The 16,241-nt window shown below is 60.1% G+C and carries 22 protein-coding genes; 14 read left to right on the forward strand and 8 right to left on the reverse strand.

Translation table 11 applies throughout. The annotated features are described in order from the left end of the window. Window positions 1-7: 7 nt before the first annotated feature. The 7 genes from fliE to ACR0KJ_RS16540 are packed head-to-tail and all read left to right on the forward strand — an operon-like array spanning window position 8 to window position 3,754. Entirely contained in the window at window positions 8-298 is a 291-nt protein-coding gene (fliE, locus tag ACR0KJ_RS16510; protein ID WP_170455830.1) for a flagellar hook-basal body complex protein FliE, read from the forward strand. Between the two features lie 3 nt (window positions 299-301). After that, on the forward strand, window positions 302-574 hold the full coding sequence (locus ACR0KJ_RS16515) for a flagellar biosynthetic protein FliQ (protein ID WP_170455828.1): 273 nt from the start codon (window positions 302-304) through the stop codon (window positions 572-574). Further along, window positions 574-1,284, forward strand: a complete 711-nt coding sequence (locus ACR0KJ_RS16520) for a flagellar hook-basal body complex protein (protein WP_480627182.1) — start codon at window positions 574-576, stop codon at window positions 1,282-1,284. The genes ACR0KJ_RS16515 and ACR0KJ_RS16520 overlap by 1 nt, the downstream gene beginning before the upstream one ends. Window positions 1,285-1,305: 21 nt before the next feature. Continuing rightward, window positions 1,306-2,091 carry a flagellar basal-body rod protein FlgG gene (gene flgG, locus ACR0KJ_RS16525; RefSeq protein ID WP_170455824.1) on the forward strand — a complete coding sequence of 262 codons (786 nt, stop codon included), beginning with the start codon at window positions 1,306-1,308 and terminating at the stop codon, window positions 2,089-2,091. Then, a complete protein-coding gene (gene flgA / locus ACR0KJ_RS16530) occupies window positions 2,091-2,507 on the forward strand; it encodes a flagellar basal body P-ring formation chaperone FlgA (protein WP_480627183.1) in 417 nt (138 codons plus the stop codon). The genes flgG and flgA overlap by 1 nt, the downstream gene beginning before the upstream one ends. Next, window positions 2,507-3,238, forward strand: a complete 732-nt coding sequence (gene flgH / locus ACR0KJ_RS16535; protein ID WP_170455820.1) for a flagellar basal body L-ring protein FlgH — start codon at window positions 2,507-2,509, stop codon at window positions 3,236-3,238. Before flgA ends, flgH begins: the two co-directional genes overlap by 1 nt. A 9-nt stretch (window positions 3,239-3,247) precedes the next feature. Then, on the forward strand, window positions 3,248-3,754 hold the full coding sequence (locus tag ACR0KJ_RS16540) for a flagellar basal body-associated FliL family protein (RefSeq protein ID WP_170455818.1): 507 nt from the start codon (window positions 3,248-3,250) through the stop codon (window positions 3,752-3,754). A gap of 40 nt (window positions 3,755-3,794) precedes the next feature. On the opposite strand, the gene ACR0KJ_RS16545 is transcribed toward ACR0KJ_RS16540, so the two are convergent. The 7 genes from ACR0KJ_RS16545 to ACR0KJ_RS16575 form a co-directional block, all read right to left on the reverse strand. Then, entirely contained in the window at window positions 3,795-4,184 is a 390-nt protein-coding gene (locus ACR0KJ_RS16545) for a hypothetical protein (protein ID WP_480627184.1), read from the reverse strand. Further along, the gene (gene flhB, locus ACR0KJ_RS16550) at window positions 4,181-5,269 is read right to left on the reverse strand and encodes a flagellar type III secretion system protein FlhB (protein WP_170455814.1); all 1,089 of its coding nucleotides are present in this window, start codon (window positions 5,267-5,269) and stop codon (window positions 4,181-4,183) included. Before flhB ends, ACR0KJ_RS16545 begins: the two co-directional genes overlap by 4 nt. Further along, window positions 5,266-6,039 carry a flagellar biosynthetic protein FliR gene (locus tag ACR0KJ_RS16555; protein WP_170455812.1) on the reverse strand — a complete coding sequence of 258 codons (774 nt, stop codon included), beginning with the start codon at window positions 6,037-6,039 and terminating at the stop codon, window positions 5,266-5,268. The genes flhB and ACR0KJ_RS16555 overlap by 4 nt, the downstream gene beginning before the upstream one ends. Beyond that, window positions 6,036-8,123, reverse strand: a complete 2,088-nt coding sequence (flhA, locus tag ACR0KJ_RS16560) for a flagellar biosynthesis protein FlhA (RefSeq protein ID WP_170455810.1) — start codon at window positions 8,121-8,123, stop codon at window positions 6,036-6,038. The genes ACR0KJ_RS16555 and flhA overlap by 4 nt, the downstream gene beginning before the upstream one ends. A 9-nt stretch (window positions 8,124-8,132) precedes the next feature. Then, window positions 8,133-8,831: a transglycosylase SLT domain-containing protein gene (locus ACR0KJ_RS16565; protein ID WP_480627185.1), complete on the reverse strand. Its 699-nt coding sequence runs from the start codon at window positions 8,829-8,831 to the stop codon at window positions 8,133-8,135. A gap of 73 nt (window positions 8,832-8,904) precedes the next feature. After that, window positions 8,905-9,333 carry an Lrp/AsnC family transcriptional regulator gene (locus ACR0KJ_RS16570; RefSeq protein ID WP_480627186.1) on the reverse strand — a complete coding sequence of 143 codons (429 nt, stop codon included), beginning with the start codon at window positions 9,331-9,333 and terminating at the stop codon, window positions 8,905-8,907. Between the two features lie 51 nt (window positions 9,334-9,384). After that, a complete protein-coding gene (locus ACR0KJ_RS16575) occupies window positions 9,385-10,605 on the reverse strand; it encodes an MFS transporter (RefSeq protein WP_480627187.1) in 1,221 nt (406 codons plus the stop codon). A gap of 180 nt (window positions 10,606-10,785) precedes the next feature. On the opposite strand from ACR0KJ_RS16575, the gene ACR0KJ_RS16580 reads away from it, so the two are divergent. From ACR0KJ_RS16580 to ACR0KJ_RS16610, 7 genes are all read left to right on the forward strand, one after another. Further along, complete coding sequence (locus tag ACR0KJ_RS16580; RefSeq protein ID WP_170455804.1) at window positions 10,786-11,400, forward strand: ribonuclease D; 615 nt, start codon at window positions 10,786-10,788, stop codon at window positions 11,398-11,400. Then, window positions 11,397-12,359, forward strand: coding sequence for a KpsF/GutQ family sugar-phosphate isomerase (locus tag ACR0KJ_RS16585; protein ID WP_170455802.1), 963 nt, complete (start codon window positions 11,397-11,399; stop codon window positions 12,357-12,359). The genes ACR0KJ_RS16580 and ACR0KJ_RS16585 overlap by 4 nt, the downstream gene beginning before the upstream one ends. 13 nt (window positions 12,360-12,372) lie before the next feature. Beyond that, window positions 12,373-12,972, forward strand: coding sequence for an LPS export ABC transporter periplasmic protein LptC (locus ACR0KJ_RS16590; RefSeq protein WP_480627188.1), 600 nt, complete (start codon window positions 12,373-12,375; stop codon window positions 12,970-12,972). A 3-nt stretch (window positions 12,973-12,975) separates the two neighbouring features. Further along, complete coding sequence (locus ACR0KJ_RS16595; protein WP_170455798.1) at window positions 12,976-13,467, forward strand: LptA/OstA family protein; 492 nt, start codon at window positions 12,976-12,978, stop codon at window positions 13,465-13,467. Continuing rightward, entirely contained in the window at window positions 13,467-14,225 is a 759-nt protein-coding gene (lptB, locus tag ACR0KJ_RS16600) for an LPS export ABC transporter ATP-binding protein (protein ID WP_480627189.1), read from the forward strand. Before ACR0KJ_RS16595 ends, lptB begins: the two co-directional genes overlap by 1 nt. Window positions 14,226-14,477: 252 nt before the next feature. Then, window positions 14,478-15,041, forward strand: coding sequence for a ribosome hibernation-promoting factor, HPF/YfiA family (hpf, locus tag ACR0KJ_RS16605; RefSeq protein WP_170455794.1), 564 nt, complete (start codon window positions 14,478-14,480; stop codon window positions 15,039-15,041). Window positions 15,042-15,099: 58 nt separating this feature from the next. Continuing rightward, window positions 15,100-15,564 carry a PTS sugar transporter subunit IIA gene (locus tag ACR0KJ_RS16610; protein ID WP_170455792.1) on the forward strand — a complete coding sequence of 155 codons (465 nt, stop codon included), beginning with the start codon at window positions 15,100-15,102 and terminating at the stop codon, window positions 15,562-15,564. A 65-nt stretch (window positions 15,565-15,629) separates the two neighbouring features. Here ACR0KJ_RS16610 and dalA read toward each other — a convergent pair whose 3' ends face one another. Further along, entirely contained in the window at window positions 15,630-16,145 is a 516-nt protein-coding gene (gene dalA, locus ACR0KJ_RS16615; protein ID WP_480627190.1) for a divisome-associated lipoprotein DalA, read from the reverse strand. Between the last annotated feature and the right edge of the window lie 96 nt (window positions 16,146-16,241).

The raw sequence follows: 16,241 nt of genomic DNA on the forward strand, positions 1-16,241 counted from the left end.
CGCCAGAATGGATATCCGATCACTTACCGCCGCACAGAACTATGCTGGCGCGCGCCCCGCAACGCAGGCCGACCCGGATCATGCCGGCATGGCGCAGGGAATGCGCGCGACGTTTCAGGACTTTGCGGCAACGCTGAAACACAGCGAGCAAATGTCTCAGGCCGCGATGACCGGACAGGCTGATCCGCATGCCTTGGTGCAGGCACTGGCGCAGACCGAACTGGCCGTCGAAACCGCCGTTATCGTGCGCAACAAGGTGGTCGAAGCCTATCAGGAAATCCTGCGGATGCCGGTCTGAACGATGCTGAGCGAAGGTCTGTTCTACGACATCGTGCGTCAGGCGCTGTGGGTCGCGGTGATCACCTCGGTCCCGATTCTGGCCGTGGCGCTGGTGTCCGGTCTGATCGTCGGCCTGTTCCAGGCACTGACCTCGGTGCAGGAGATGACGTTGACCTTCGTTCCCAAACTGATCGCCATTGTCGTCGTGTTCTGGATTTCGATGGGCTTCATGACCCAGACGCTTGTCACGTTTTTCACAGGCACTCTGGTGCCGCTGATCGCAGGAGGTCGCTGATGGATACCGCCTATGTCACCCTGTCCCGTCAATCCGGGCTGATGAACGAAATGCGGCTGGTAGCGAACAATATCGCCAATGCCAATACCACCGGCTACCGCGCACAAGGGTTGGTGTTCTCGGAATTCGTGCGCGACATGCCGGGCAATCCGTCCCTGTCGATGAGCCGGGCCGAGGCGCGCAATACGTCCCTGCAACAGGGCGTTCTGACCGAGACTGGCGGGCAGTTCGATTTTGCCATCGAAGGCGAGGGGTTCTTCATGGTTGAAACCCCCGAGGGCAATCGCCTGACGCGGGCGGGCAGTTTCACCCCAAACGCGCAGGGTGATCTGGTGGCGATGGATGGCGCGCGTGTTCTGGACAGCAACGGCTCGCCTGTTTTCATCCCGCCTGATGCGGCCTCGATCGACGTTGGTGCAGACGGCACGCTGAGTGTCGAGGGGCAGCTTCTGGGCCAGATCGGCGTCTATCGGGTGGAAGACCCCGAGACTCTGGTCCGCGAGGGCAATACGCGGTTCCGGGCTGATGGCGGGATCGACGCCGTTGATGAACCCGTTGTCGTGCATCGGTTCCTCGAGGGCTCGAACGTCAATGCAATCCAGCAGGTCACGCGTCTGGTAGAAATCCAGCGCGCCTATGAGTTGGGCCAAAGCTTTCTGGAAACCGAAGATGAGCGCGTGCGCGGGGCCCTCGACGCGCTGATGCGCTGATCTGAACAAGGAGATTTTGAAATGCGTGCTTTGAAAATCGCAGCCACAGGTATGACGGCGCAGCAGATGCGGGTTGAGACGATCTCGAACAACCTCGCGAACATGAACACCACCGGTTACAACGCCCGCCGTGCGGAGTTTGCCGATCTGCACTATCAGCAGATGGCCCGCGCGGGTGCGGTCAACGCATCGGACGGAACCGTGTTGCCGACCGGTATCCAACTGGGCCTTGGCGTCCGGCCCGCTGCCGTCACGGTGCAACTGGCACAGGGTGCGCTGTCGGCCACCGGCAGCGATCTGGACGTGGCCATCGAAGGCCGTGGTTATCTGGAGGTGGCGCTACCCAACGGTCAGTCCGCCTATACGCGCGATGGCAGCCTGAAACGCTCGGCTGAAGGTCTGATCGTGACCTCGGACGGCTTTGCCGTGGCCCCAGAGATCACAATCCCGGATGATGCCCGGTCAATCTCGATCAACGCCTCGGGCGAGGTTTATGCCTATTTTGACGACACGCCCGAAGGGCAATTGCTGGGTGAATTCTCGCTGGCCAGCTTCTCGAACGCCAAGGGCCTTGAGGCAATCGGCAGCAACCTGTTCCGCGAAACCGAAGCCTCGGGCGCGCCGATCCTGGGCCTGCCCGGCGAAGACGGGTTGGGCACGCTGCGACAAGGCTATCTGGAAGACAGCTCGGTCGATGCCGTGCGCGAAGTGACTGAGTTGATCGAGGCGCAACGTGGCTATGAGATGAATGCCAAGGTTATCACCGCCGTCGATCAGATGATGGGCGCGACAACGCAGGTGCGGTGATGCGGTTGGTGCTTCTGATATGCTTGATGGTCGCGCCCCTGGCTGCATTGGCGGATATCGTGGTCCCGACCCGCACGATCCGCGCGAAAGAGGTGATCTCGGCTGCGGACCTTGAACTGAAAGCGACGGATTTGCCCGGCGCCATCAGTGATCCGGGCGCGTTGATCGGGCTAGAGGCACGCGTCGCCCTTTATCCCGGTCGCCCCGTACGCGCGGTGGATGTCGGCCCGCCTGCCATTGTGGATCGCAATGATCTGGTTGTTTTGGTGTTCAACCGCCAACCCCTGTCGATCTCCACCGAAGGCCGGGCGCTGGGGCGCGGCGCGGTGGGTGAGCGTATCCGCGTCATGAACCTGTCCTCCCGCACAACGGTCACCGGCCTGATCCGGCCCGACGGACAAATCGAGGTGAAATAATGACTGGACTGTCAAAACCCCTTCTGCTGACGATCTTTGCGCTTTCCGCCTGCGGTCGATTGGATCATCTGGGCAAACCGCCAAGCTTCACCCCGAACGAGGAGTCACCGGAACAGGTGGCAATGCTTTGGCCGGGCCTGCCCCTTCACACACAGACGCAACGGGTGGTCGACAGATCCTCGCTATGGAGCGGCGGGCAGCAATCCCTGCTGGGCGATCAGCGGGCGATCAAGAAAGGCGATATTCTGACCGTTGTGATCGAACTGGACGAAGAGGCCGAGTTTTCCAACAACACCAGCCGGTCCCGCTCCGGTTCGGAAAGCCTTGAGATCCCTAACCTGTTCGGGCTGCCGCAACGGGCCGAAGAACATCTGCCCGAGGGGGCGACCCTGGACGATGCAGTCGGGATCGAGTCGGATTCCTCAAGCTCGGGCCGGGGGTCGGTGCGGCGCAACGAAAAGCTGACTTTGCGGGTCGCGGCCACGGTGCTGGACGTGTTGCCAAACGGGGTTCTTTCGATCTCGGGTTCACAAGAACTGCGCGTGAACTTCGAATTGCGAGAGCTTTTGGTTGCCGGCTACGTCCGCCCGCAGGATATCTCGCGCAAGAATGAGATCACCTATGACAAGATCGCCTCGGCGCGGGTGTCTTACGGTGGGCGCGGGCAAATCACCGATGTCCAGCAGCCGCGCCTTGGCCAGCAGATCCTCGACTCGATTCTACCGTATTGAGGTGCGCACATGATGAAGCTGTTGCTGCCAGTCGTTTTCCTGTTGGTTGGTCTGGGTGCCGGTATTGGTGCTGCGAAATTCCTGACCCCTGAAAAACCGCCTGAGGTTGCGTCTGATGCGAAGGACGAAAAGAAGACAGAGGCCAAAGAACAAAAGGCCGATAAGAAATCCGACAAAGGGGACAAGGCGGGTGGTTTTGAGTATCTGAAACTGACCAAGCAATTTGTCGTGCCGGTGGTGAAAGATGATCAGATCTCGGCCATGGTGACGATGTCGCTAAGCCTTGAGGCGAACCCTGCCATCACCGAAACCTTCTATGCCATCGAGCCGAAACTGAGGGACGGGTTTTTGCAGGTTCTGTTCGATCACGCCAATACTGGCGGCTTTGACGGTATCTTCACGGAATCGGACACCCTGACCGTCCTGCGCAAGGCGCTGCTGGAAGTGGCACAGAAGGACCTTGGTGCGGATGTATCTCAAGTTCTGATCATGAGCGTGAACCGGCAAGATACCTGAACCCAAGAACCTCCGGCCCGATCCGATTGGGCCCCGGGGGCTACTGTTGATTTGACTGTTTTCTGGCCTGAGCCAGCCGATGTTCTTGTCGAAGCTGGTCGGAGATTGAACGGATCGCCTGTTGCCGTCCGAACGCCGCCCGAAGTTGTTCGATCGCGGCTAGTTTCTGCGCCCGCAGACGGGCGAGGTCGGTGTTCAACTGGCGACGGGTTGCGGATTCCCACCCGTTCCACAGAATATCCGTCCCGGTGACCTGATACCCTTCGGCCGAGGCACTGTCGCGCCGCACCTCTGCAACCTGTGTGTTCAGCGATGCAAGCTGCTGCTGTACGCGGGCTTCGGCCTCGATCACCGGGCGCAGGGTCTGATAGTTTTTCTGATACACGGCATCAGTGGTGCGTTGCAGGTCGGACATTTTTTTTCGGTTCATCTGATCTGACCTTTTGCACGTTTGCGCATCGCCTCGGCAAATCGAATTGCGGCGGCGACCGGGCGGTAGTGCTCTTCGGCGATTTCCTGACCGATCTCGACGGTCGCGTGCAGCGCGCGTGCAGTTGGCGGATCCGAGTGGATCGGGACCCCGCCCTCGCTGGCGGCGGATCGGATGGCCGCCGCCACCTCATCCACGCCCTTGGCAACGCAGACAGGGGCGGCACCTGCGGCGCGGGACCATTTAAGCGCGACCGCGAAATGGGTAGGGTTGACGATCACCACATCCGCCTTGGGCACATCGGACATCATCTGGTTGGTTGCAATGTCCTGCGCACGTTGGCGGCGCTGTTGTTTGACATGCGGATCGCCCTCGGCATCCTTGGTCTCATCCTGGATTTCCTTGCGCGACATGCGGTTCTTGCGCATGTGCTCGGCATATTGCCAAAGGTAATCGATCACACCGATGGCCAGCGCAATGACGATCACGATGAACAGAAAGCGAAACAGCAGGTTCATCATCAACAGAATCGACGATTTTGCAGGTGCTGCGCTGGCCGAAATGATCTCGGTCAGATTGGCCTTCAGGAACAAGGCCAGGCAAGTGCCATAGATCAGCAGCTTGGCAAAACTCTTGGCAAATTCGAACAGGCCGCCGCGTCCGAATTTGTTTTTTGCATTCGACACAAGCGAGATACGCGAGAGCTTGGGTTTCAGCTTGGTGGGTGCAAAGATCAGCGCGCGCTGGGCAATCAGACTGAGCAAAACCGCCGCGGCGGGCAGTGCAAAAAGCATCGAGACCGGCACTAGTGCGCCCCGAAGCAACCCGGCAACCGGCGCAGAAGCAGGCCCGGTCGCGACCAGTTGAGACAACGCATCCGACTGGTCAATCAGCACAACAAACAGCGTGCCCAGATGTTGGGCTGTGTGCTGCCCCGCCGTCAGCAGCGCGATGACCAGACCGGTATATCCCGCGACCACGGACAGATCGCTGGACTTCGCAACCTCACCCTTTTCGCGCGCTTTCTGCAGCTTTTGCGGGGTGGGTTCAAAGGATTTGTCGCTGTCGTCGTCAGGTCCGCTCATGGCCTTTCCCCGGTCGGGTTGAGAAGGAAGGCGTTCAGGGCGTCTGACCAGACGGACAGGATCAGCGGTGCGCCGGCAAACAGCAGGAACAGCCCGGCAAAGGTGATGGCAGGGGCGCCGACGAAGGCCACCATCAGCTGCGGCATGGCACGGTTGATCACCCCAAGGGCCAGATTGTAGATCAGCGAGGCGATCACAAACGGGGTGGCCAGCGCAAAGGCCAGGCTGAAGCTGTGCGCGATCTGTTGCACCCCCCAGTGGGACAGATCCGATGGTGCCGGAAGCATCCCCATCGGGAACATCGCGTAGCTGTGGATCAGAAATTGCGCGGCCCGGATGTGCAGTCCCATGATCACGGCCAGCGTCAGACCGGCCAGCATCAGAAAATACCCCATTGCTGGCATCGGATCGACTGCGGCCCCGCCCAGAAGCTGCGACAGCGAGGTCGATTGTGCTGCAATGGACCCAGCGGTTTGCAGGGCCAGCACAAACAATCGTAACCCAATGCCGAGGGCCATCCCGATCAACACCTCTGTCCCCACCAGCCGGACCATCTGCGGGAAACCGGCGGCCAGCTCAGCTGCGCCAATTGCGGGCGCGATTATCAGGGTGAAGGCCATCGAAAGACCCAGTTTGACGCGCACCGGGATGCTGCGCTCGCCGAACGCGGGCAGCAGCGACACAAAGGCCGAGACACGCAGAAACACGGCAAATAGATGCCAAACGCTGACGCCGATCTGGTTCAGCAGTTCCGGGGGCAGGGCGATCACGCGGGAACCGTTCCGACCAGTGACGGCCGTGCCTCAAGCCCGATCTCTTCGAACGACAGGACCGGGTTGGCGACGCCCCGCGCCTGCATGATCGTGCGCAGCAACCGGCGGCGGCGGGTCGAGGTGACGATGGCCGGGAACAGCCCGCTATCTGCCGATTTCGCCACGCTGGTCACGACGCCATCTGCCAGTTTGTTGAACAGGTTGGGCGGCAGCGCGACATCCAGCCCGGCATTGGGGGCGTCGATCTGGTAGGTGGCGAACGTATCCTCCCATTCCGGGGCAAGTTGGATCAGCGGGATCGATCCGTCCTCTCGTTTCATCTCGGCGACCAGTTGGAAGCCAAGCCTTTGGCGGACGATCTCGCAAATCCCTTCGGGCTGGGTGGTGGTCATCCGCGCCTCGGCCACGCTTTCCAGGATCAGGGCCATGTTTCTGATCGAGACGCGTTCGTCCAGCAGCAGGCGCAGGACGGCGTGCAGCGTGTCGATAGGAACTTTGTCGGGGATCAATTCGTCCAGCAGCTTGCGGTTGGCCTCGGCCCGGACCGGATCGCTAAGGCGGGTCATCTCGGACAGCAGACGGCGCAGGGATTTCAGCGTCAGCAGGCGCGGGAAGTTCTGTTTTATGATCTCCAGCAGATGGGTCGCCAGAATCTCAGGCGGTGAGACGATGGTGGCCCCGCTCAGCGCTGCATCCTCCTGATCTTTGGGCAGAATCCAGCGGGCAGGCGCGCCGTAGACAGGCTCGGTCACGTCGTTGCCGTCGGGCAGCAGGTCAAAGCCGTCCTGCACCAGCGCCAGAACCAGATCGGGGTTCAGGACCCCGCGCGCCTGTTCTACCCCCTGAACCTTGATCACATATGTGCCGGTTGGCAGGTCGGCGCGGTCGGTCAGGCGAATCTCGGGCAGGATCAGACCAAAGGTCGAGGCGACATAGGTCCGCATATTGGCAATCCGCGCATCCAGCCCGGTGCCCTGGTTCAACACCATGCTGACCAGATCGGGCGCAAACTCCAGATGTACGTCGTCCAGATCCAGGATGTCTCCGATGGCCTGAGACACGGGTGCATCCACCTCGGACGATGGGGTTTCGGGTTCCAGCGCGGCGGCTTTTTGGGTGCGGTGGACGTGATAGGCGGCATAGCCCAGAACGCCGGCCCCCAGAATGAAAGGCAAAAACGGCAGGCCCGGCACCAGAGCAAACAGGACCATCAGAACGGCCACGGTTGCCAGCGCGGCGGGGTGTTTACCCAGTTGCGAGAAGATGGCGTTGTCGGTTGCCCCTTGCGTGCCGCCCCGCGCCAATAGCAACGCCGAGGCAATCGAAATGATCACGGCTGGAATCTGCGAAACCAGACCATCTCCGACAGTCAGGATGGCATAGGTCTCAAACGCCGAGGCGACCGGCATGCCGTGCACGATCACGCCCATCACCAGACCCATGACAAGGTTCAAAAGCGTGATCAGCAACCCGGCAATCGCGTCACCCTTGACGAATTTGGACGCGCCATCCAGCGAGCCGAAAAAGGTGGTTTCCTGCTGTTCCCGCTCGCGCCGTTCCTTGGCCTGCTGGTGGTCGATGGCCCCGGCGGACATGTCGCTGTCGATGGCCAGCTGCTTGCCGGGCATCCCGTCCAGCGCAAAGCGCGCGCCGACCTCGGCCATGCGGGCAGCGCCTTTGGTGATGACCATGAAGTTCACGATCAGCAGCACGCCGAACACCACCAGCCCCAGAAAGATACTGCCGCCCATGACAAAATTGGCGAACCCTTCGATCACATCCCCGGCGGCATTGGGGCCGGTATGGCCCTGACCGATGATCAGCTTGGTCGAGGATACGTTCAGCGACAGGCGCAACATCAGCGACGCAAGCAGGATCGTCGGGAAGGACGAGAAATCCAGCGGACGCTCGATAAACAGGGTCAGGGTAAAGATCAGAATGGCCAGCGCAAAAGACGCGGCCAGCCCCACATCCAGCACCCAGGCGGGCATCGGCAAGATCATCATCACGATGATGGTCATCAGTGCTAGCGCCAGCAATACGGTGGGCGAGAACAGGGATCGGACGTCGATCTTGGGCACGAAACGCTCCTAATTGAAGGCGATAAAGGCGGTGGCGGACCCGCCGGTAGGCACCAGAGAGCCCAGCGACCCCCGAGGGGTCTGGGTCGGTTGCAGCGGGATCAGCGGGGCGGCGGAACCGGTGAACGGGTCACGCGACACAAAGGCTGTTTGTGTTTCAGGCGCGGTGCCAAGTTGCGCCAGGACGGTCTGGAACCGGCCCTGATAGGCGTTTGCCAGCTCGGGCGTGCGGGAATGATAGGCCCCGGCGGCGGCGGACCATGAGCCGAGCTCGGCGTGCAAATCCTTCAGGAACCGGGCCGCATAGGTGGCGTTTTCATCCGGGTCGAACATTGCGTCGATAGATCGGAACGCCTTGCCGTGCCAGCGATAGTTGATCTGGAAACATCCGACATCAAAGCTGCGCTTGCCCGCTTTGAAAATGTCGAACACGTAAGATTTGGCCTCGATTTCCGAGTTGAACCAGAACCCGTGCCCTTCGACATTGATGGTCCACGGCCAGGGAATGAAATGCCCGCCCTGCGTGCGCCCGGTTTCAACGCGCGTTATGGCGCGCAATACATCCAGCGGCACATCTTCGGACTGCGCGGCACGGCGGGCGGCCTGATCGCAGACATCGCCGGTGCGCGCGTCCGACATGGCAAACGCCGCCTGTGCCAACCACACCTGCGTCAGGGAAATGAAAAACGCGACTATACGAAAGGGCATTCTGCCGGTCCGGGATTCTGATCTGTCCCGGTCACGCTAGCCGCGCATTGGTTTACAGCGCGTTATCGCCTGTTCATTTTCGGTCGATCCGCCGACCGAACACGACGCTGGTATTGGTGCGCAGCACGCCGGGGATTTTGGCCAGATCATCGACCAGAATATCCAGATCCTCGATCCTTGGGGCCTCGGCGGAAAGCAGCAGGTCGAACTCGCCATTGATCGACAGGCAGCGTTTGACCTCGGGGTAGGTTTCCAGCCGTTTGATGATGCGGGTGGTTTCCTTCTGCTGCACTTCGAGCAGCACAACAACCTGCACACGAGGCGCATCCTCGGGCGCGTTCAGAATGACCGAATAGCCTGCGATCACGCCGCGGTATTCCATGCGTTTGATCCGCTCGTGCACAGTTGTGCGCGCCACGCCCAGTTTGGCGGCGATATTTGTGGTCGATTCACGCGCGTTATGTTGCAGGGCGGCGATGATATGGCGATCAAGCTGATCCATAGGGTCTCCGGCAGGCGGTCGCTCAGGTTTAAAGCAAATCGATGGCGACGCTCAAGGTTTATGCGTCGCTGGCGCGGTGCCGGACCGGGGCCAGATCATCAGTGCAGTCGTCAGGCCCAGCACAGCGGCACCGGTCATGCCCGTCAATGCGGTGGTCGCGCCGTACCGGGTCATCAACCAGCCCGCCAGCGGGTACAGTACCAGCCAGCACGCGTGCGACAGGGTGAATTGTGCGGCAAAGAGGGCGGGTCGATCCTCGGGGCCGGCAGACCGGGTCAATAAGCGGCCCGAGGGGGTCAGGGTCATCGAATATCCAAAGCCCGCGATTGCCCAGAGCGTCGTCAGGGCAGGCAAAGACAAAAGGTCTGACATCGAAACAAAGGCTGCCGCTGCCATGGTCGATGTTGCGATGGTCGAGCCGCTTAGCATGACGCGGCGATCCGGAAACCGGTCCAACAGCGGGGGCAAGGCAAACGCGGCCAGCATGGACCCGCCGCCAAAGCCAGCCAGCGCAATGGCCACTGCGCTTTCGGACAGTCCCAGATCGGACCGCACCAGCACCACGGTGTTCACAATAACCATCGAACTGAGCGCGGCGGCGCACCAGCTGATCGCCAGTAGGCCGCGCAAGCGTGTCGTGGACAGGTACAGACGAATGCCCCGCGTGGTTCGGTCGTAGATGCCGGTGCGCCCGGACGGTTTGGGCGAAGGCAATATGACTGACACCACCAGAAGGGCCGAGGCGACAAACCCAAGGCCGGTGCCCAGAAACAGGGTGTCAAAGCTGACGAACAGCAGCAGAAGGGCCGCCAGCATCGGGCTGAGCAGGCTTTCCAGATCGTAAGCCAGCCGCGACAGCGATAGCGCGCGGGTATAGTCCCGCTCATCCGTCAGAACATCCGGGATCGTGGCCTGAAACGTGGGTGTGAACCCGGCAGAGGCCGATTGCAGGACGAAAATCAGAACATAGACCTGCCAGATCTCGGAGACGAAGGGCAGGCACAAGGCGACGGCGGCGCGGACCAGGTCCAGAACCACCAGCATCCTGCGTCGGTCGATCTGTTCGGCAATGGCGGCGGCCAACGGGGCCACGACGACATAGGCCACCATCTTGATGGTCAGGGCGGTACCCAAAACCAGCCCGGCGGCGTCTCCGGCCAGATCAAAAGCCAGCAACCCCAAGGCAATCGTTGCGAGCCCGGTTCCCGTCAGCGCAACAACTTGCGCCGCCAGAAGGTGGCGATAGGTGCGGTTTTGCAGGATACTGAACATGGATCAGAGACGGTTCGTGGTGGCCTTGGAACACGGCCACTTAGTTTGGTTTGCCATAAGGGCAGACTATCCAGCAATTCAGGCGGATAACAAGACGTGCAGACCCAGGAAAACGGACGGCGTTGAGTTTGTGGGCCAAACCGCCTATCTCGGGGTCGAGACCGCACAAAGGACATTTCCGTGGCGAACCACCTGTATAAGAACGACCTGCCGGACGGGCTGGATCTGGGGCCTATTGTGGCCATTGATTGTGAAACCATGGGGCTGAACCCGCATCGGGATCGCCTATGCGTGATTCAGATGTCCGGCGGGGATGGAAACAGCCATATCGTTCAGGTCGAAAAAGGCCAGACCGAGGCCCCGAACCTGTGCGCCATGTTGGAAAATCCGGATGTGCTGAAGCTGTTTCATTTCGGGCGTTTCGACATTGCCGCGATGTATCATGCGTTCGGCGCTTTGGCCGCGCCGGTCTATTGCACCAAGATCGCCAGCCGCCTTGTGCGCACTTATACCGACCGGCATGGGCTGAAAAACCTGTGTCAGGAGTTGATCGGCGTCGATATCTCGAAGCAACAGCAGATGAGCGACTGGGGGGCGGAAACGCTGACCGACGCTCAGCTGGAATATGCTGCATCCGATGTTCTGTATCTGCACCAGTTGCGCGAGGCGCTGGATGGGCGACTTGCCCGCGAAGGCCGCACCGAGATGGCGCAGGCCTGTTTTGATTTTCTGCCGATGCGTGCGAAGCTTGACCTCGCTGGCTGGCCCGAAACGGATATTTTTGCACACTCATGACTGACACTGAATCTTTTCTGAAAACCGCCCGTCAGGTTGTCACCGATGAAGCCCGCGCGCTGGACGTGCTGGCCGACAGTTTTGATGAACATTTCGCTGAAGCCGTACAGATGATCCTGCAGGCCACGGGCCGTCTGATCGTCAGCGGGATCGGGAAATCCGGCCATATCGGGCACAAGATCGCGGCAACTCTGGCCAGCACTGGCACGCCCGCCCATTTCGTCCATCCCGCCGAGGCGAGCCATGGCGATCTGGGCATGGTCTCGAAGGGGGATGTGGTTCTGGCGATCTCGAATTCGGGTGAGGCGCCTGAGCTGGCGAACTTGCTTGTTTACACACGTCGGTTCGGCATCCCTCTGATCGGTCTGTCCAGCAAGCCCCAAAGCACGCTGATGAAACAGGCCGATGTGCATCTTCTGATCCCCTCGCTGGGCGAGGCTTGCGGGTTTGGCATGGTACCCTCGATCTCGACCACGCTGACACTGGCGATGGGCGATGCGCTGGCGATTGCGCTGATGAAATATCGCGATTTCAAACCCGAGAACTTCCGTGATTTCCATCCGGGCGGCAAACTGGGTGCGCAACTCAGCAAGGTGCGCGACCTTATGCACACGGATATGCCGGTGGTCTCAGTCGGGACACCGATGGGCGAGGCATTGCTGGTCATGAGCCAGAAAAGCTTTGGTGTCGTTGGTGTCACGGATGACGCGGGCCGCTTGCTGGGCATCGTCACGGATGGTGACTTGCGTCGTAACATGGACGGCTTGCTGGACAAGACCACCGAAGAGGTCATGACCGCAGACCCGATGACCATCGCGCCGGGCTCTCTGGCGGAAGAAGCCGTGGCGATCATGAATGACCGCAAGATCACCTCGCTTTTTGTGGCAGATCCGGACGCAGGTGGTCAGGCGCAAGGCCTGTTGCACATCCACGACTGTCTGCGCGTCGGGCTTGGGTAAGGGAGAGGCTGAGGTGGACCGCTATTCCCGCATGGTGCAGTTCCTGAAGGTTCTGTTGCCGCTTGCGGCCATTATCATGCTGTCTACCGTCTTCCTTTTGTCCCGCAGTATCGAAACCACGGTCTCAGGCCCGTTCAGCCAGCAGGATATCGATGCGCGCCTTGCCGATCAGGTGGTGACCCAACCGGACTATCGCGGCACCACAACCAAGGGCGAGGACGTGCAGATCATCGCCACGAAAGCGACGCAGGGGACCGAAGGCGCGGTTCCAACTGCGACGGAATTCAGCGGTCGCTATGTATTGTTAAGCGGGCGGGTCATCACGTTGGACTCCAATTCAGGCCTGATCCGACCGGACAAGGGCACGGCCACCTTCGTCGGCGATGTGCTGATCACCACCGCTGACGGGATCGAGGTCACGACCGATCTGCTCAATACTTCACTTGATGAAATCCGGGGCGACAGCCCCGGGCAGGTCAACGGAACCGGCCCCATCGGCGATTTTTCGGCGGGTGGTATGACTTTCGGTACTGAAAAAACGGACGGCCCGGTCCATATTCTTTTTACAGATGGCGTGAAGCTGGTGTATGAGCCTCAAAAAGCAGAAAGATAACCTGTGTTCGATTTTCGTTTTGTCCTTTTGTGTTTTGCTCTGGTAACAGGTGCCGTTTCTGCAACCGCGCAAGAAGCGCAGGTGGCCTTTGGCGCGACGCGCGCGGACCCGTCCCTGCCGGTCGAGGTAACCTCGGAAACGCTGAACGTGAATCAAGAGGATGGCTCGGCCGAGTTCATCGGCAACGTGATCGTCATTCAGGGCGAAATGCGGCTGACAGCCGAACGGGTTCTGGTCATCTACAATGACGAACGCTCGGCGATTGAGCGGATGGAGGCGACCGAGAATGTGGTTCTGGTCAGCCCGCCGGACGCAGCCGAAGGGGATTGGGCCGAATACACGATCGACAGCGGTGTGATCGTGATGCGTGGCAATGTGCTGCTGACCCAAGGGCCCAGCGTGATCAGCGGCGATCAGATGAACGCGAACCTGACGACCGGCACGGCGACGATGACGGGCCGGGTCAAGACGATCCTGCAGCAGGGGAACAACTGATGGCGCGTCCCCACTTGTCTGTGGCCGAGGGCAGTTTGGGCCTGCGGATCGAAAAACTGCGCAAGTCTTACCGGAAAAAGACGGTTATCCGCGACGTCTCGATGACGCTGGACCGGTCCGAGGTTGTGGCGTTGCTGGGTCCGAACGGGTCGGGCAAGACGACGACGTTCTATTCCGTGGCCGGTCTGGTCTTTCCCGAAGCCGGAATGGTGACGATTGACGGGCAGAATGTGACCACCCTGCCGATGTATCGCCGTGCCCGGATGGGGATCGGCTATCTGCCGCAGGAAATGTCGATCTTCCGCGGCATGAGCGTCGAGGACAACATCGCCTCGGTCCTGGACATTACAGTCAAACATGCCCACCGCCGCAAAGAGCGGCTGGAAGAGCTGTTGTCGGATTTCTCGATCGAACACCTGCGCCGCGCACCCGCGCTGGCCCTGTCGGGCGGCGAACGCCGCCGGGTCGAGATTGCGCGCTGTCTGGCGGCGGATCCGAAATATCTGTTGCTGGATGAACCCTTTGCGGGTGTTGACCCGATCAGCGTGGGGGATATTCGGCATCTGGTGGCGGATCTGAAAAAGCGCGGAATCGGGGTTCTGATCACTGATCACAACGTCCGCGAAACGCTGGAGATTGTGGATCGCGCCTATATCCTGCACGACGGTCAGGTTCTGATGTCCGGCACGCCCGACGAGGTTGTCGAAAACGAAAACGTCCGTCGGGTTTATCTGGGCGAAAACTTCAAAATTTCATAGGGTTGCGCGGTTTTGCGCCGGTTGCATGGCGGAAATCGCGTATATACACATCTGTTTTGATTGACTCTTCCCTCGGCTCTTGTCTCAATTGGGGCATGGCATTTATTCGGTTCCAGGCTGGATCTCGATGTCCCTTCAGTGAAGGGCCGGGTCAGCGGCAACCGATCAGAATGTCGATATCCCCCACCCGATAAAAACAAGCATGTTGCGCGACGCAACGTCAGAATGGGTGTGAATTGTGAAGGAGATCACATGCGTTACCAAATCAGCGGAAAACAGATCGACATCGGCGCGGCCCTGCAGACCCATGTGCAGACCGAGCTGGGCGAGGTCGTTGGCAAATATGCCCAGCGCCCGACAGACGCCAACGTCGTCTTTTCCCGTTCAGCGCATGAATATGTATGCGAAACCACTGTGCATCTTTCGACGGGACTGACCGCCCAGGCCAGGGCCCACGCCACTGAAATCTATGCAGCGTTCGAGGCATGCTGCGACAAGATGGAAACCCAACTGCGCCGCTACAAGCGCCGCCTGAAGGACCATCACAAGGATCGTGCCGAACCTGTTGAACTCTTCGGGGCGTCCTCTTATATCCTCGCCTCTGACGAATCGGGGACGGCAGATGAACCCGAATCGCTGCAGCCCATGATTGTGGCTGAGATGGAAACAAAGATCCCATCGCTCAGCGTCGGTGAAGCCGTCATGCAAATGGAACTTGCTGGTGCTCCGGTGCTGGTGTTCAGGAACGAAAACAAGGATGGATTGAATGTCGTTTATCGTCGGGATGACGGTAATATCGGCTGGATCGATCCTTAACAGGCAAGATTAGAAAGGCGGGCCTTGGCACAGGTCAGGGCCGCCGTGGAGCATGATCATGGAGCTTTCGAGCATTCTGAAGCCCGAAGCAGTACGTGTACTTTCCGCCGCCTCAAGCAAGAAGCGGCTGTTTCAGGAAATCGGCGACGTCGCGGCCGCGACGCTGGACCTTGAGGCCCAGTCGATTGTCGATTGTCTTCTGGAACGCGAAAGCCTTGGCCCAACTGGCGTGGGCCATGGTGTTGCCCTGCCACATGCGCGCCTGCCCGACATTGCCGAGGTTTCGGGGGTGTTTGTCATGCTGGAAAAGCCGATTGATTTCGGTTCGGTGGACCGTCAGCCGGTCGATATTGCCTTTTCTCTGTTTGCCCCGGAAGAAGCCGGTGTCGAACACCTGAAAGCGCTGGCGCTTGTGTCCCGGACGCTGCGCGACAGCTCGGTCTGTGCCAAGCTGCGGGCCAATCCGGATCCGGTCAAGCTCTATGCCATTTTGACCGAAGCGCAGTCGATGCAAGCTGCGTAAGGTGTTGTAATCACAAAAAAGCCCCCGAAGTTCGGGGGCTTTTTTTGTTTGAAGATCCCGGCAAATTAGCCGCCGGTTCCCATTTCCAGCGTCCACCAGATCTTACCGCCGCTTTCCTGATGCCAGTTAAAGCCCATCTGCGTCGCTTTAGGGTCCATGATGACCGATCTTGGGCCGGATTCCTGCATCCAGGCTGCCAGGGTTTCGGTCTCGGTCTCGTAGGTCTCGGAAATCGCTTCGCCCAGGAATGTGCCGAAATACCCGACCCGTGCGGCCCGATCGATGGGCGAGGATCCGTCAGAGCCGAAATGCCACGGGCGGTTCTGCCGGGCCATATCCTTGGAATGGGTGGCAGCGGCAGCGTTCAATTGTGCGTTCAGTTGCACGGGCTGCAAGCCTTGCGCCTGCCGCAGGGCATTGACTGAATCCAGCATCCGGAATTGCAGCTTTTCCGGGTTGCCACGGATTTTGTAGACCGTGGGCAAGGGGCGGCCATCCGCACCAAAGCTGGTGGGCTGGGTGCTTGTACATGCCCCCAGCGCGACTAGGCACATCAAAAGTAAAGAAACGATACGCGTCATGATCGACCTGATTATTGTGTCGATAACGGGCATAACCTGCCAGACGGTGCGGGGCAAACGCACAATAGTCTCACCCCGCGTGATTTTGCCGGTTTG

Source organism: Ruegeria sp. AD6 (assembly GCF_056542325.1).

Bases quoted from the DNA above. Each gene is read 5' to 3' on its own strand.
- flgG (WP_170455824.1), top strand. From the start codon at position 1,306: ATGCGTGCTTTGAAAATCGCAGCCACAGGTATGACGGCGCAGCAGATG.
- fliE (WP_170455830.1), top strand. From the start codon at position 8: ATGGATATCCGATCACTTACCGCCGCACAGAACTATGCTGGCGCGCGC.
- ACR0KJ_RS16610 (WP_170455792.1), top strand. From the start codon at position 15,100: ATGGAGCTTTCGAGCATTCTGAAGCCCGAAGCAGTACGTGTACTTTCC.
- ACR0KJ_RS16585 (WP_170455802.1), top strand. From the start codon at position 11,397: ATGACTGACACTGAATCTTTTCTGAAAACCGCCCGTCAGGTTGTCACC.
- dalA (WP_480627190.1), bottom strand. From the start codon at position 16,145: ATGACGCGTATCGTTTCTTTACTTTTGATGTGCCTAGTCGCGCTGGGG.
- ACR0KJ_RS16515 (WP_170455828.1), top strand. From the start codon at position 302: ATGCTGAGCGAAGGTCTGTTCTACGACATCGTGCGTCAGGCGCTGTGG.
- ACR0KJ_RS16545 (WP_480627184.1), bottom strand. From the start codon at position 4,184: ATGAACCGAAAAAAAATGTCCGACCTGCAACGCACCACTGATGCCGTG.
- ACR0KJ_RS16520 (WP_480627182.1), top strand. From the start codon at position 574: ATGGATACCGCCTATGTCACCCTGTCCCGTCAATCCGGGCTGATGAAC.
- flhB (WP_170455814.1), bottom strand. From the start codon at position 5,269: ATGAGCGGACCTGACGACGACAGCGACAAATCCTTTGAACCCACCCCG.
- ACR0KJ_RS16575 (WP_480627187.1), bottom strand. From the start codon at position 10,605: ATGTTCAGTATCCTGCAAAACCGCACCTATCGCCACCTTCTGGCGGCG.
- ACR0KJ_RS16540 (WP_170455818.1), top strand. From the start codon at position 3,248: ATGATGAAGCTGTTGCTGCCAGTCGTTTTCCTGTTGGTTGGTCTGGGT.
- hpf (WP_170455794.1), top strand. From the start codon at position 14,478: ATGCGTTACCAAATCAGCGGAAAACAGATCGACATCGGCGCGGCCCTG.
- ACR0KJ_RS16565 (WP_480627185.1), bottom strand. From the start codon at position 8,831: ATGCCCTTTCGTATAGTCGCGTTTTTCATTTCCCTGACGCAGGTGTGG.
- lptB (WP_480627189.1), top strand. From the start codon at position 13,467: ATGGCGCGTCCCCACTTGTCTGTGGCCGAGGGCAGTTTGGGCCTGCGG.
- ACR0KJ_RS16570 (WP_480627186.1), bottom strand. From the start codon at position 9,333: ATGGATCAGCTTGATCGCCATATCATCGCCGCCCTGCAACATAACGCG.
- flgH (WP_170455820.1), top strand. From the start codon at position 2,507: ATGACTGGACTGTCAAAACCCCTTCTGCTGACGATCTTTGCGCTTTCC.
- flgA (WP_480627183.1), top strand. From the start codon at position 2,091: ATGCGGTTGGTGCTTCTGATATGCTTGATGGTCGCGCCCCTGGCTGCA.